General features: G+C 60.1%; 17 protein-coding genes and 1 tRNA gene. 4 read left to right on the top strand and 14 right to left on the bottom strand.

Features of this window, described 5'->3' with window-relative positions:
• Positions 1 to 135: 135 nt before the first annotated feature.
• Complete coding sequence (locus IBX59_RS09415; protein WP_296374820.1) at positions 136 to 570, bottom strand: PaaI family thioesterase; 435 nt, start codon at positions 568 to 570, stop codon at positions 136 to 138.
• A 60-nt stretch (positions 571 to 630) separates the two neighbouring features.
• Between IBX59_RS09415 and IBX59_RS09410 the strand changes: the two genes are divergently transcribed.
• The gene (locus tag IBX59_RS09410) at positions 631 to 1419 is read left to right on the top strand and encodes an enoyl-CoA hydratase (protein ID WP_296374818.1); all 789 of its coding nucleotides are present in this window, start codon (positions 631 to 633) and stop codon (positions 1417 to 1419) included.
• Positions 1420 to 1422: 3 nt separating this feature from the next.
• Here the strand turns inward: IBX59_RS09410 and IBX59_RS09405 are convergent, their stop codons facing one another.
• The 3 genes from IBX59_RS09405 to IBX59_RS09395 all read right to left on the bottom strand — a co-directional run bounded on the left by IBX59_RS09405 (position 1423) and on the right by IBX59_RS09395 (position 4850).
• Positions 1423 to 2892, bottom strand: coding sequence for a carboxypeptidase M32 (locus IBX59_RS09405; protein WP_296374816.1), 1470 nt, complete (start codon positions 2890 to 2892; stop codon positions 1423 to 1425).
• Positions 2893 to 2896: 4 nt separating this feature from the next.
• Positions 2897 to 4030, bottom strand: a complete 1134-nt coding sequence (gene ctaA, locus IBX59_RS09400) for a heme A synthase (protein WP_296374814.1) — start codon at positions 4028 to 4030, stop codon at positions 2897 to 2899.
• 79 nt (positions 4031 to 4109) lie between these two features.
• Entirely contained in the window at positions 4110 to 4850 is a 741-nt protein-coding gene (locus IBX59_RS09395; protein WP_296374812.1) for an RNA methyltransferase, read from the bottom strand.
• Positions 4851 to 4967: 117 nt separating this feature from the next.
• Here IBX59_RS09395 and IBX59_RS09390 point away from each other — a divergent pair, with 117 nt between their 5' ends.
• A complete protein-coding gene (locus tag IBX59_RS09390) occupies positions 4968 to 5594 on the top strand; it encodes a thiamine phosphate synthase (RefSeq protein ID WP_296374810.1) in 627 nt (208 codons plus the stop codon).
• Here the strand turns inward: IBX59_RS09390 and IBX59_RS09385 are convergent.
• From IBX59_RS09385 to IBX59_RS09375, 3 genes are all read right to left on the bottom strand, one after another.
• A complete protein-coding gene (locus tag IBX59_RS09385; RefSeq protein ID WP_296374893.1) occupies positions 5571 to 6371 on the bottom strand; it encodes a 1-acyl-sn-glycerol-3-phosphate acyltransferase in 801 nt (266 codons plus the stop codon). The two genes, IBX59_RS09390 and IBX59_RS09385, sit on opposite strands and share 24 nt — an antisense overlap.
• Before the next feature lie 22 nt (positions 6372 to 6393).
• Complete coding sequence (locus tag IBX59_RS09380; RefSeq protein WP_296374808.1) at positions 6394 to 7170, bottom strand: GNAT family N-acyltransferase; 777 nt, start codon at positions 7168 to 7170, stop codon at positions 6394 to 6396.
• Between the two features lie 128 nt (positions 7171 to 7298).
• A complete protein-coding gene (locus tag IBX59_RS09375; protein ID WP_296374806.1) occupies positions 7299 to 7481 on the bottom strand; it encodes a DUF3553 domain-containing protein in 183 nt (60 codons plus the stop codon).
• Positions 7482 to 7507: 26 nt separating this feature from the next.
• Here IBX59_RS09375 and IBX59_RS09370 point away from each other — a divergent pair, with 26 nt between their 5' ends.
• Complete coding sequence (locus tag IBX59_RS09370; protein ID WP_296374804.1) at positions 7508 to 8101, top strand: histidine phosphotransferase family protein; 594 nt, start codon at positions 7508 to 7510, stop codon at positions 8099 to 8101.
• Here the strand turns inward: IBX59_RS09370 and IBX59_RS09365 are convergent.
• The 6 genes from IBX59_RS09365 to IBX59_RS09340 form a co-directional block, all read right to left on the bottom strand.
• Positions 8098 to 9360, bottom strand: a complete 1263-nt coding sequence (locus IBX59_RS09365) for a glutamate-5-semialdehyde dehydrogenase (protein ID WP_296374802.1) — start codon at positions 9358 to 9360, stop codon at positions 8098 to 8100. The two genes, IBX59_RS09370 and IBX59_RS09365, sit on opposite strands and share 4 nt — an antisense overlap.
• A 9-nt stretch (positions 9361 to 9369) precedes the next feature.
• Entirely contained in the window at positions 9370 to 10476 is a 1107-nt protein-coding gene (gene proB / locus IBX59_RS09360) for a glutamate 5-kinase (protein WP_296374800.1), read from the bottom strand.
• Entirely contained in the window at positions 10464 to 11510 is a 1047-nt protein-coding gene (obgE, locus tag IBX59_RS09355) for a GTPase ObgE (RefSeq protein ID WP_296374798.1), read from the bottom strand. The genes proB and obgE overlap by 13 nt, the downstream gene beginning before the upstream one ends.
• Before the next feature lie 80 nt (positions 11511 to 11590).
• Complete coding sequence (locus tag IBX59_RS09350; protein WP_296374795.1) at positions 11591 to 12133, bottom strand: GNAT family N-acetyltransferase; 543 nt, start codon at positions 12131 to 12133, stop codon at positions 11591 to 11593.
• Positions 12134 to 12256: 123 nt separating this feature from the next.
• Positions 12257 to 12526, bottom strand: a complete 270-nt coding sequence (gene rpmA, locus IBX59_RS09345; protein WP_026352164.1) for a 50S ribosomal protein L27 — start codon at positions 12524 to 12526, stop codon at positions 12257 to 12259.
• 12 nt (positions 12527 to 12538) lie between these two features.
• Complete coding sequence (locus IBX59_RS09340) at positions 12539 to 13198, bottom strand: 50S ribosomal protein L21 (RefSeq protein ID WP_296374792.1); 660 nt, start codon at positions 13196 to 13198, stop codon at positions 12539 to 12541.
• Between the two features lie 300 nt (positions 13199 to 13498).
• On the opposite strand from IBX59_RS09340, the gene IBX59_RS09335 reads away from it, so the two are divergent.
• A tRNA-Ser gene (locus tag IBX59_RS09335) sits at positions 13499 to 13588 on the top strand.
• Positions 13589 to 13597: 9 nt separating this feature from the next.
• Here IBX59_RS09335 and IBX59_RS09330 read toward each other — a convergent pair.
• Complete coding sequence (locus tag IBX59_RS09330; protein WP_296374790.1) at positions 13598 to 13990, bottom strand: hypothetical protein; 393 nt, start codon at positions 13988 to 13990, stop codon at positions 13598 to 13600.
• Positions 13991 to 14080: the final 90 nt, after the last annotated feature.

The raw sequence follows: 14080 nt of genomic DNA, 5'->3' as shown, positions 1-14080 counted from the left end.
TCACCAATATCGTTGGGGTGGCAGGTGCCACAGGTCATTCGGATTGGGCGGTTATATCGCGAGCGTAACCGCAGTCAAGCGGCGCTTGTCCGAATTATATAAGCAATAACAATAAGTTAAAAAATAGGTATTATATTACCCCACGTTTATGGTCTCTGGCGGGATCGCATAGGTCAGATTGGCCCGCGCCACCGGTTCCGCCTGCCCTTGCGAATAGATCAAAACATCCGTCACCGCCAATGCGCGGCCCAGTTTCAGCAGCCGTCCCTCGCAGATCATATCAACCCCGGCGGCGGGTTTGCGCATGAAATCAATGCTGCAATTGGTTGTGACCGCCAGCGCCTTTGGCCCGATATGCGCCAGAATCACCAAATAGGCCGCCACATCAGCCAGCGCAAACATCGACGGCCCCGACACCGTGCCACCGGGGCGCAAATGCCGGTGATCGACGTGCAACCGCATGGTGATGCTATTTTCGCCCACCGCATCGATCTGAAAATCATCGGAAACCTGTGGAAACACCTCGCGCAGGAATTCTTGCAGCGCGGCCACATCCATTTTCAATGTCATCTCTTCCCTCGCCCCTGATGCTGGCCTAACCTGACCCCAAATGATCAGGGAGAGCAAGCCATGGATATCCTGCACCGTGAAGACCGGGGCGCTGTCGCGCATCTGACGATGAACGCGCCGGACCGGCTGAATGCGCTGTCAGACGCGATGCTGGCCGCGTTGCTGCACCAGTTCGACATCATATCCAATCACCCTGATATTCGCGTTGTTGTGCTGGCGGGCAAGGGCAAGGCGTTTTGCGCTGGTCATGATCTGAAGGAAATGCAGGCGGGCCGACGGGCCGAGGATGCGGGTGCAGGCTATTTTGATGACCTGTTCACGCGCTGTTCAGCGGTGATGGAACGTATTCAGTCCCTGCCCCAGCCGGTTATTGCACAGGTGCATGGCATCGCCACCGCCGCAGGCTGCCAGTTGGTCGCGACCTGCGATCTGGCGGTGGCGGCGGATGACACGCGCTTTGGCGTCAACGGGGTAAATATCGGGCTGTTCTGTTCCACGCCGATGGTCGCGCTGACCCGCAACATCCCCCGCAAGGCCGCGTTCGAGATGCTGACAACAGGCCGGTTCATCGACACGCGCGAGGCACAGACGCTGGGCCTGATCAACCGCGCCGTGCCCGCTGACAAACTGGCCGAAGAAACCGGCACGCTTGCCGCCACCATCGCCGCCAAACTGCCCAAGGCCGTCAAGATCGGGAAAGAGGCGTTCTATCAGCAAATCCAGATGACCACACAAGAGGCCTATCGCTATGCCGGCGGCGTCATGACCTACAACATGCTGGACCGCGACACCGACGAAGGGATCACCGCATTTCTGGAAAAACGCAAGCCGGATTGGAGCAAGGCGTAGCGGTCACAGCGCATAGATCGCGCTGAATTTATCCTCAAGATAGTCCAGCAGCGGTGCTTCTCCAGGGGCGGCCCCCGTGGCATGGGCGATCGTTTCAACAGGCGTGCGCAAAGCGCCATGCTGTTGCAGGTTGTCCCGCAACCAGCCTGTCGCACGCGTCGTATCGCCCCGCGCCAGATCGTCATCCAGCCCCGGCACCGCAGCACGCAGCGCATCATGCAGACAGCCCGCATAGACATTGCCCAGCGTATAGGTCGGGAAATAGCCGAACAGCCCTTCGGACCAATGCACATCCTGCAAGACACCGTTGGACGGCTTGTCCACCGGATAGCCGAAATCGGCCATGAAACGATCGTTCCACGCGGCCTCCAGATCAGCGACAACCAGATCACCCGCGATCAGCGCGCGTTCCAGATCGAACCGCAGCAGCACATGCAGGTTATATTGCACCTCGTCCGCTTCGGTGCGGATGAACCCGTCGCTGACGCGGTTGACGGTGGCATAGAACGCATCCGCATCCGGGATGCCGAAATCGCCAAAGGTGTCGCGCATCTGCCCGTAAAGCCAGCCGGTAAACGCGCGGCTGCGGCCAAGCTGGTTTTCGTAAATCCGGCTTTGGCTTTCGTGCACGCCCATCGACACGCCTGCCCCCAGCGGCGTCAGCAAATGGGCGGCATCTATCCCCTGTTCATAGGCGGCATGGCCCACCTCGTGCACCGTGGAATAGAAACAGTTGAACGGGTCCGTCGGGTTGGTGCGCGTCGTGATCCGCACATCATGGCCGGAACCGCTTGAGAACGGATGCACCGCCTTGTCGATGCGCCCCTTGCCCAGATCATAGCCGAAGGCCAGCGCCAGTTTGCGCGAAATTTCCAGTTGTCCTGCTTCGTCGAACGTGCCTTGCAGGCGGGCGGGTGCCGGACGGTCAAGGATGGCGGCGCGCAGACCCACCAGACGCGGGCGCAGCGCGTCGAACATTGCCGCCAGACTGGCGGCGGTCGCGCCCGGTTCGTAATCGTCCAGCAGCGCATCATAGGGGGCGGTGTCGCCAGCCACGGCGGCGGCCTCTTCCTGACGCAGGGTGATGACCTTTTGCAGCATCGGTAAAAACGCTGGCACGTCTTCATCGGTGCGCGCCTGCGCCCACGTGCGATGCGCCAGCGATGTGGTGCGCGCCAGTTCCGCAGCCAAACGCGCTGGCACCTTGACCGTGCGGTCATAGCTGCGGCTGATCTGGCGCAGGTTGGCGGCGGCCACCGCATCTGTCGGCACCGCCTGTGCCAGCCAATCGGCAATGCGCGGATCGGTCCGGCGGGCGTGCAGCACATTGGCCATCGCGCCATGTTCCTCGGCGCGCTGGGCGCTGGCGCCACCCGGCATCATGGTTTCCTGATCCCAGCCCAGCCGGCCTGCCACTTGTGCCAGCGCCTCGGTTTCGCGCTGGAACGCCATCAGATCATCATATGCGGTCATTGTGTCAGCCTCGGACAGATTGGGGCATGGGATAGCGGGCCAGGAACCGGCCCCGCAGGATCAGCGCCCACAGGATAACCGCGCCAAACTGGTGCAGAATGGCGATTTCCCAAGGGGCGGAATACATGACGGTCACGATGCCCAGCAGCATCTGCACCAGCATCATCGCCATGACCACATGAAACGCCAGCCGCGTGTGCCGGTTGGCCGATTTACGCGCCCGCAGCCAGACAATGATGCCCAGCAAAAACAGCCCATATCCCGCCATCCGGTGCATGAATTGCACCAGACCGTCATCTTCGAAAAAGTTGCGCCAAAGCGGTGTCAGCGCAAAGGGATCGGGCGGCAAAAATCCCCCCGCCATCAACGGCCAGTCAGGATAGGCCCGGCCCGCGTCAATACCCGCGACCAGCGCGCCCAAAATGATTTGCACAAAGGCGGCAGCGACCAGAACGGTGCCGAAACGGATCAACCCCGCATCACCGCTGCGCCGTGCCAGCAAAAGATCCGCCTGCTTGCGCCCCAGCGTGTAGACATACCAAGCGATGAACCCAAAGATGACAAAGGCCAGCCCCAGATGCGTGGCAAGGCGGTAGGATGCAACGCTCAGCATCCCTTCCTCCAGCCCGCTGGCCACCATCCACCAGCCGATCGCCCCCTGCAACCCGCCAAGCGCGCCAATGAACACCAGCCTCCCGGTCCAGCCTGTAGGGATCTTGCGTGTGGCAAGGAAACCAACGAATCCCACAGCCCAGACCAGCCCGATCACGCGGCCCAATTGCCGGTGGCCCCATTCCCAGTAATAGATGAACTTGAACTCTGACAGGCTCATGCCTTTGTTCATCAGCTGGTATTGCGGAATTTCGCGGTATTTGTCGAATTCTGCGGCCCATGCGGCCTCTGACATCGGCGGCAAGGCGCCGGTGACGGGGCGCCATTCGGTGATCGACAGGCCGCTGTCTGTCAGGCGGGTCAATCCACCCACTGCAATCATGACGACCACCAGCGCAAACAGCACCATCAGCCAGGCCCGGATCGCACCGCGCGCGCCTTGACCCACACGGTCGATCCCGCCAGGGGCGGCGGTCTGTTTGGGGGCTGCGCCGACCTCTTCGAAAATACTGCGTTTTTTGGGCATTGTTGGCTCCGTCTTTGTCTTGCCGGAAACTAGGGCGCGGGCGCGGCGGCTGCAAGCGTCAGGGTGACGCGGCGCGACCCTAACCGCGATCTTTCCAGCGCACCATCTGGCGCATGATTCCGTGCAGCATCTGCACATCCGCCCGCGTCAGCGGCATCCGCGACCACAGGTTGCGCAGGTTGGTTTTCATGTTGGCGGCCTTGTGGTCAGGAAAGAAAAACCCGGCATCTTCCAGCCGCTCTTCATAATGCTGGCTTAGCTTTTCAATCTCGATCTGCTGCGCCCGGTCGGCCACCGCATCACCCCGCAGCGGCACCGCAGGCACATCGGCGCGGCGCCATTCGTACCCCGTCAGCAAGACGCATTGCGCAAGGTTCAGCGACGCAAAGTCCGGGTTCACCGGCACGGAAATAATCGCGTTCGCGCGCGCGATATCGTCGTTTTCCATGCCCGCGCGTTCAGGCCCGAACAGCACCGCCACCTTGCCACCCGCGGCGATGCGGTCACGGGCGTCGGCCATTGCGGCCTCGGGCGTGAACACGGGTTTGGTCAGGTCGCGGGGGCGCGCGGTTGTCGCATAGACGAAATCGCAATCGGCAATCGCAGCAGCTGTATCGGTAAATAACTGTGCTTCGTCCAGCAAACGGCCTGCGCCGCTGGCCATCGCCACGGCCTTTTGGTTGGGCCAGCCATCGCGCGGGGCGACGATGCGCATCCGGTCCAGCCCGAAATTCCACATCGCCCGTGCCGCCGCCCCGATGTTTTCACCCATCTGCGGCCGGATCAGGACAAAGGCGGGTTGTGGTGTGGCGCTGGGCATGCATGTTCCTTTGATAACGGCCTGCCTGATACGCCGCCCCTTGCGGCAAGGCAAGCCATGGTCAAGCCCGCCAAAGCCCGTTAGAACGCATGACAAACATCGATAAGGGACACCCCCATGTCACATGCACAAGACCTGCCGCAGATATATCTGATCACGCCGACAGCATTTGATCTGTCCACCTACCCCGACCAGCTGGCCGCCTGTCTGGACAGCACCCCGGTGGCCTGTGTGCGGCTGGCCCTTGCCACAAGGGACGACCAGCGCATCGCACGCGCCGCAGACGCCCTGCGCGAAGTGACAGGCGCCCGCGAAGTGGCGCTGGTGATCGAAAGCCACATGATGCTGGTGGAACCGCATGGCCTGGATGGTGTGCATCTGCTGGATGCGGCGCGGTCGGTGAAAACCGCGCGCAAAGCGCTGGGCGATGATGCCATCGTCGGCACATTCTGTGCCAATTCGCGCCATGACGGGATGACCGCCGGTGAACTGGGTGCTGATTACGTCAGCTTTGGCCCGGTCGGCGCAACCCCCTTGGGTGATGGGCGGCAGGCCGAACTGGAATTATTCGCGTGGTGGTCAATGATGATCGAAGTGCCTGTTGTAGCCGAAGGCGCGCTGGATGCCGACCTGATCCGCCAGTTGGCCCCGCACACCGATTTCTTTGGCATCGGCGAGGAAATCTGGGGCACCGATGATGCCGCGCGCACCTTGGTCGGCCTACGTGCCCTCATGGGGGGGTAGCCCGCTGCGCACCTTGTCTTCCAGCGTTTTGGCCAGAGCCTTGCGATCTGTAAAATCCATCAGCCGCACCGGCGGGTGATACTGCACCGTCACGCTGCCCTGCCGTTTTTGGGCCAGTATTTGCAGAAGATGCGGGCCAAAATCCATATCGCCCCACCAGCCGTAAAACCGCGGGTCTAAGCCCTTTGGCGCGGTATAACGCACCGTCACTGGCTGCAATTGAAGCCTTTGCGCCAGATCAGGATCAAAAAACGCCGCAAACAACGTTGGTTTGAACGGCAGCACCCGCAGCCCGTCAGTTGACGTGCCCTCGGGGAAAAAAAGCAGTTTATGCCCGACTGCCAACCTTTCACGAAACACCGCGATCTGGCTGGCCGCTTCGCGGCGGTCGCGTTTGATAAAGACGGTCCCCGTGGCGCGCGCCAGCCAGCCAATGCCGGGCCAAGCCGCCACTTCGGCCTTCGAGACAAAATATATCCGCTTGCGCGCGTTCAGTGCAAAAATATCCAGCCAGGACGCGTGATTGGCCACGACAGCCCCCGGCCCTTGCATCGGCACACCGCGGCTGGAATAGCGGATACCCATCACGCGAAAGGCAGTGCGACAGACCATTTGTGTAATGTAGGGCGTGATCGGACGACGTTGCCCATAAAGCGGCCGTTCGATCAATCGCACAATCAGCAGCACCAACAGGCCACCAAAAACAAGCAGCGCCAGCGGCACCCCCCGGCGGATAACACGCCACAGCGCCGATAGCGTCAGGGGCGGCTGCGGCAAAGCCGCGTCTTGCCACCGATCATCAGCCAAGCCCTTGGCCCCGGGAATAAATATTGCGCTGCATCGCGCTGATGACATCGGTGTCAAGGATCAGACAAACATCAACCGTGTTAAAGGCCTTGTCGATGAAAGCGCCTTCGCCAACAACGCCCCCCAGCCGCAAATACCCCTTGATCAGTGCTGGCGTCGCGCGCATCGCTGCCACCGGATCAACCTGCGCAGGCGCGATCTGATCCATCCTGATCGCCCCTGCCCCGCGGGCCGTCACGCGCAGCTCAGGCGGCGCAAGGTGCCGCTGATGCAAAAGGCTGAGCGGGCCGGCAAGGGCTGCAATATCCGTTCCTGGAAATGACGCGACACCAAACAGCAGATCGATCCCTTCACGGTCGACAAATTCTGCGAGCCCTGACCACATCTGCATCAATCCCATGCCACCGCGATAATCTGGATGCAGACAGGACCGGCCCAATTCCAGCAATCGCTTGCCGCTCTGATACAGAGGTGTCAGGTCATATTCAGATTCACAATAGAATTGCCCCACCGCCGCCGCCGCCGCCTGTGTCATCAACCGATAAACACCCACGACCTGATCATCCCCAGACCGCCGGTTGTCGCACAGCAAAAGGTGATGCGCATGCGCATCGAAGGTATCAACCTCCAGCTGGACTTCATGATCAACCAGCGGACCGTCACCGCCCATTTCAGTCACAAATACTTTATAGCGCAACCGTTGCGCCGCTCGCAGATCATCATCTGTCTGCGCCAGTTTTACCGTAAAAGCGGGAAGATCGCGGGTCATGCTTTTGTCAGCCTTTGCAAGAGGCTGCTTTCTAAAAATTCGGTAACCTTTTGGCAACCATTTCGTGGACAAGGTGAAACATCATGATTGACAGGTCGGGGGGATCGCATACCGTGAGATGACAAACATCAGTCAGGGAACGCAATGACAAGCTGTATCCGCGCCCCGTCGATAACCACCTTTCCTTCTTCGCGAAAGTTAACCGTTATCTTGCCGCCAATGTTTGATTGTACTTGTCCAAGACCCCAATCGGGGCGGTTGGGGTGGCGTACCAACACACCCGGTTCAAGAATCGCATTGATATCTGCCATTTCACATTCCTTTGAACGGAGAACGCATGACGCGCACTGATCTTGTCGCCCTGGTTGGCTCTCGTATTTGCCATGACCTTATCAGCCCTATTGGTGCAATCGGCAATGGTATGGAGCTGATATCCTTGGCAGGTGGCGATCCCAGCGCCGAATTGTCGCTGATCAGTGATAGCGTCGCTCATGCGAATGCCAGAATTCGCTTTTTTCGGATCGCTTATGGCGCCGTCACCAAGGATCAGATGATCGGGCAGTGCGAGATCCTTTCGGTCCTTGCTGCAACGGCCAAGGGGGGGCGCTTGTCATATAACTGGCATCCGACAGGCGATCAGCCGCGCCAGATGGTGCGCATGGCCTTTTTGCTGTTGCAGTGCATCGAAACCGCCCTGCCCTTGGGGGGCACCATCCAGATCAACTGTCACAACGATCACTGGTCGCTGGTCGGCGAAGGGCGCAGGCTTGCCATCGATGAGGTGTTATGGGCCAATCTGACCCGCCCCGGATCTTCATTTACCCATGGGCCAGCACAGGTCCAATTTGCCCTGCTGCCAGAGGTTTTAGCCGAAAACGGACGCAAACTGACGCTAAGCATAGCCGAAAACCGGGTTGTCGCCCGTTTCTAACCCCGCACGGTGCCATCGCCCGTGACCAGATATTTGAAACTGGTCAGTTGTTCGGCACCCACCGGGCCGCGTGCGTGCAGTTTGCCGGTGGCAATGCCAATTTCGGCGCCCATGCCGAATTCACCGCCATCTGCGAACTGGGTCGAAGCGTTGCGCATCAGGATCGCGCTATCAAGTTCGCGGAAAAACCTGTCGGCCACGGCGTCATCCTCGGTGATGATCGCGTCGGTGTGGTGCGATCCGTATTGCCGGATATGGGCAATGGCACCGTCAATGCCGTCAACCTGACGGGCTGCGATGATCATATCCAAAAATTCGCGCCCGTAGTCATCTGGCTTTGCCGCCACCGTGCCGGTAATTGCCAGCACATCATCCGCGCGCACTTCGACGCCGGCGTCCAGCAGATCGCGGATCAGCACATCGCCGTATTTGTCGTGAAAGGCACGATCAACCAGCACGGCCTCGGCCGCGCCGCAAATGCCCGTGCGCCGGGTCTTGGCGTTCAGCAGCACCGCGCGCGCCTTGTCCAGATCGGCGGCACCGTCAACATAGACGTGACAAACCCCTTCCAGATGCGCGAACACCGGCACCCGCGCCTCGCGTTGGACCAACCCGACAAGGCCCTTGCCGCCGCGTGGCACGATCACGTCGATATAATCGGTGGCCTGCAACATCGCTGTCACCGCGGCCCGGTCGCGTGTCGGGATCAGCTGAATCGCCTTGTCCGGCAACCCCGCCGCCTGCAACCCCGCCACAAGGCAGGCGTGGATCGCGTGGGACGAATGGAAACTTTCCGACCCCCCGCGCAAGATCACCGCGTTGCCCGATTTCAGGCACAGCGCACCGGCATCCGCCGTCACGTTCGGGCGGCTTTCATAGATAACGCCGATCACGCCAATTGGGGTGCGCACGCGCCGAATATGCAGCCCGTTGGGCCGGGTCCATTCATCCATCACCGCCCCCACCGGATCAGCCTGTGCCGCAACCGCACGCAGGCTGTCCACCATGCCCTGAATACGGGTTTCATCCAGCATCAACCGGTCCATCATCGCGGGCGACAGACCCTTGTCGGCGCCAAAGGCCAGATCCAGCTTGTTCGCCGCAATGATCGCCGCGCGCTGGTCCCAGACGGCATCGGAGGCGACACGCAGCGCCATTTGCTTTGCCGAAGCTTTCGCCGTTGCCAGCAGCGTTGCCGCCGCGCGGGCATCGGCCCCGATTTGCACCATCATCGGCCCGATTGTGTCGTGGTCGTTCATTTCCGCCCCCTAAAGCACCATATCATCGCGATGGATCAATGCCGCCCGCCCGTCATAGCCCAGAATCGCCATAATGTCAGCGCTGCGCCGGCCCATGATCTGGCGGGTTTCTGCGCCGGTATAGCGCACCAGTCCCTGCCCCAGCTGCGCACCGGTTGCATCCTTGATCGTCACCAGTTCACCGCGCCCGAAATGACCTTCAACCGCCGTTACACCTGCAGGCAACAGGCTTTTGCCATGCGCCAATGCGGCCCCGGCCCCGGCGTCAATAATGACAGCCCCGCGCGGTTTCATCGCGGCAATCCAGCGTTTGCGCGCCGCTTGCGGATCGGTCTGCGCGGCGAACCATGTCGCCCGCGCGCCGTTTTTCAGCGCTGTTAACGGGTGTTCTGTGCTACCCAAGGTGATCGCCATCGCGCACCCCGCATCGGTCGCAACACGGGCCGCCATGATTTTCGTGATCATGCCGCCCTTGGACAGGCCCGATCCGGCGTCACCGGCCATTGCTTCGATCTCTGGCGTTATTCTATCAACTAATTCAATATGTTGAGCGTCATTTTGCATGTAGGGGTTCGCGGTATAAAGCCCGTCAACATCCGACAACAAAATCAGCTGATCCGCACCGACCGTCACGGCGACCTGTGCGGCAAGCCTGTCATTGTCGCCATATCGGATCTCATCCGTTGCGATTGTATCGTTTTCGTTAACAATTGGCGTGACGCCAAGGCCCAACAGCGTTTCCATCGTTGCGCGGCTGTTCAGGTAACGGCGGCGGTCCTGACTGTCTTCCAAGGTGACCAGCACCTGCCCCGCGATGATCCCATGCGGGGCCAGCACCTCTTCATAGGCGCGGGCAAGGCGGATCTGGCCCACTGCCGCGGCAGCCTGTGATTGTTCCAGCGTCAGCGCGGTCATCGGTAGGCCCAACACCCCGCGCCCCAGCGCGATCGAACCCGACGACACAAGGATCACATCGGTCCCGCGCGCCCTGATCCGCGCCACATCAGCGGCCAGCGATGTCAGCCAGTCAGACCGCAGCGCGCCGGTCTCGCGGTCCACCAACAAGGCCGAGCCGATCTTGACGACCAGCCGCTTTGCGTCACTCAGGGCTGCCATGGGGCGTCGTCCTCGGCGGCGTCCTCCGCTTTGCGGTGGCGCAGGCGGTTGTCGTCAATCTCGGCCCGCAAGGCCCGCAGCACTTCGGGGATTCCTTCGCGGCTGACACCCGACATCAGCATCACGGGCCCATCGCAGACCGCCGCAATTTCACCCTGCAAAAATGCACGTTCTTCGTCATCCAGTGCGTCGATCTTGTTCAACACCGTGATCCGGGGTTTGTCGGCCAGTTCACCACCATAAGCCTCAAGTTCGCCAATGATCGTCTGATAATCCGCAGCCGGGTCACCCGATGTGCCATCAATCAGGTGCAGCAGCACCGCACAGCGCTCCACGTGGCCCAGAAAGGTATCGCCCAACCCCCGCCCTTCGGATGCGCCCGCGATCAGGCCGGGGATGTCGGCGACCACGAATTCCACGTTATCAATGCCTACAACGCCCAGATTGGGCACCAACGTGGTGAATGGATAATCAGCCACCTTGGGCCGTGCGTTCGACGTGGCCGCCAGAAAGGTGGATTTGCCCGCATTGGGCATCCCCAGCAGGCCCACATCGGCGATCAGTTTCAGACGCAGCCAGATCGTGCGTTCCACCGCCTCTTGCCCCGGATTGGCGCGGCGGGGGGCCTGATTGGTGGCGGATTTGAAATGCAGGTTCCCCCAGCCGCCATTGCCGCCCTTGGCAATTACAATACGCTGGCCCACCTCTGTCAGGTCGGCGATTACGGTTTCTTCATCCTCGTCCAGAATTTCGGTGCCGACCGGCACGCGCAGGATCTTGTCTTCGCCATTCTTGCCGGTGCGCTGGCTGCCCATGCCGTGCTGGCCGTTGCCCGCAAAGAAATGCTGCTGATAGCGAAAATCGATCAGCGTATTCAGCCCGTCAACCGACTCGATGATGACATCGCCGCCATCGCCGCCGTCACCGCCATCGGGGCCGCCGTATTCGATGAACTTTTCACGGCGGAACGAAATACAGCCCGCGCCGCCGGCACCTGACCGGATATAGACCTTGGCTAGATCGAGGAACTTCATGGATAAGGCTTTCTGCGGCTGTTCAGCCGTGGCGATAGTCTATTGTGACGCGCTTCTCAAGCCATGCCGCGCAGGTCAGGTCATGGCTTTGTCTTAAGCGTATAGGTCCATGTCTGCACGGTTGCATTGCGCGAGACTGAAAACGCCTCTGCATCACCAAGGTAATCAAACCCGCAATTGGTCAGCACACGCGCCGATCCGGGGTTATCCTGAAACACCTCTGCAAAAATCCGGTCCGCCTGATGCGGATTGGCCGCGATCAGGGCGCGCACCGCCTCGGACGCAAAACCACAATTCCAAAAGGCCGGCGCGATCCAGTAGAAAATTTCAGATTGATTGCGGTCCATCCGTTCGAGCGTGATCAACCCCAGGGCCTCTGCATGGCCATGGGTGGACCCGTCGATGACCCAGATATCCTCGGTCCGGTCGGGGCGTGCAGCACGTTCGATCATGGCCTCGACCGTGCCAGGCGGCAACGGGTGTGGTATGGCACGGGTGCCGCGGGCCAGCCGGTCATCAGACGCATACATGGCAATCAGCCCCGCATCAGATTTTCGGCACGGACGCAATACAACCCGTTCCGCGCTGATCGTGTCCTGCACGATGATATCTTCGTGTCGCATGGTGCCCTCCTCCGGAACCGTGATCCACTTCCCCCCACTACGCAGATATGGTGGCAGAATTATGAACAAAAAAGGGGACCGGCGTTCACCGATCCCCCCAAATGCGTTACCTAAGGTTACGGTTTATTCAGCGGCCTCTGCCACGGGAAGAACCGAAATAAAGGTGCGGCCCTTCAGGCCCTTGTGGAATTTTACAGCGCCTTCGGCGGTTGCAAAAATCGTGTGATCCTTGCCCATGCCAACGCCCATCCCGGGCCACATCTTGGTGCCGCGCTGACGCATGATGATGTTACCGGGAATGACGGCTTCACCACCGAATTTCTTTACACCCAGACGACGACCGGCTGAGTCGCGCCCGTTACGGGATGAGCCGCCTGCTTTTTTATGTGCCATTGGTCTGTCTCCTTACCCTTTTGCCAGCTCGACCGCTTGCGCGATCCAGCCTTCACGTTCGATCCGGCCCTTGAACGACAGTTTCTCGTCCATAGCAGCCACATCAGATTCCGTCCATGCTGCGATCTGGGCAAAGGTGGTCACGCCTGCGTCATGCAGCTTTTTTTCCAGCGCGGGGCCGACGCCCGACAGCTTTTTCAGATCATCAGCACCTTCAACGACGGTGGCAATAGCGGGCTTTGCCGATTTCGGCGCAGATGCACGTGCTGCGGCTGCGGCCGCTTTCTTTGATGTTGGCGCGCCAACGGCACGGACAATTTCAAAACCTGCGCCGTTTTCGGCAGCTTTCACACCGGATTTATCGGCGCCTGATTCCAAGATGTCGCCGATCCGCACCAGTGTCAGGTTTTGACGGTGGCCTTTCGTCCGCTGGCTGCCGTGCTTACGCCGCCGCTTGACAAAATTGATTGTCTTTTCGCCTTTGATCTGGTCGATCACTTCGGCCTGCACGCCTGCACCTTCAACAAACGGGGCACCAACGGTGGAACCAACCATCAGAATTTCGTTGAATTGCACTTTTTCACCGGCAGTCGCTGCCAGTTTTTCGACGCGCAGCACATCACCCGAGGCGACTTTGTACTGCTTGCCGCCGGTCTTGAGAACCGCAAACATTTATTCATCCTTTATCTTTCGCGTCTCTGAGGCCCCCCGGCTGACCGGGTGTTGGTGACAAACTGCCGCCTGTGGACTGCGCGCCCATTGGGCGATATTCCGCAAAAAACCCGGCAACCCTTGCCGAGATGGCGGCTTATGTGGCTGATACGCTGCGATGTCAAGAAAAAATACAGTCCAAACCTGATCGTTGCGAACAGAAAGGTGCGATGGTTCTGACATTTTGACGCGTAATTCCAGATCCAAGCAAATTGCCTATTGCACCGACGTCACACCCGCATTAGTGCGGACAACGATCATGGAGAGGTGCCGGAGTGGTCGAACGGGGCGGTCTCGAAAACCGTTGTGGGTGCAAGCCCACCCAGGGTTCGAATCCCTGTCTCTCCGCCATTAACTAATTTAAGTGTATGTTTTCAAAAGACTTTCTTGAAGATCGAAAATATACCCGCCGCAATACCCGCCATTGTAAAACAGACGGATTTTAACGGATAAATTACGCCGCGTCAGCTTTTCGGCTCCATCTGCCCCGCGCGGTTTTGTCCCTTGCGCGGCCAACTGCGAAAGCGTTGGCGGCTTAGGGCTATCAACTTGCGCTTCAAACTCTTGCTCTCGAATGTTAGCAAGGCGGGTTGCTTGCACTTGCTGGTGCTTGGACATGCCAGCATCGCGGGCGGCATCTGACCTGCTGGTGTGGGCGCCCATACCAGCAACATGTTGATTGGGCGCAGGCTCAATCTGTTTCAGCAATTCCCCAGCCCGGCGGATAGCCCGCGCACGAATACGCTGCGCCATGCGCTCCAGCTCATGGTCGTCGGCTTGGCTGCATCGCGCCTCATCTGATACCGCTCCGGCTTATAGGCGTTCATCACTGCGTCGGGATCC

The sequence above is a fragment of the Yoonia sp. genome, assembly GCF_014859355.1.
Lineage (GTDB): Bacteria > Pseudomonadota > Alphaproteobacteria > Rhodobacterales > Rhodobacteraceae > Yoonia.
This window is presented reverse-complemented; position numbering and strand designations above follow the sequence as displayed.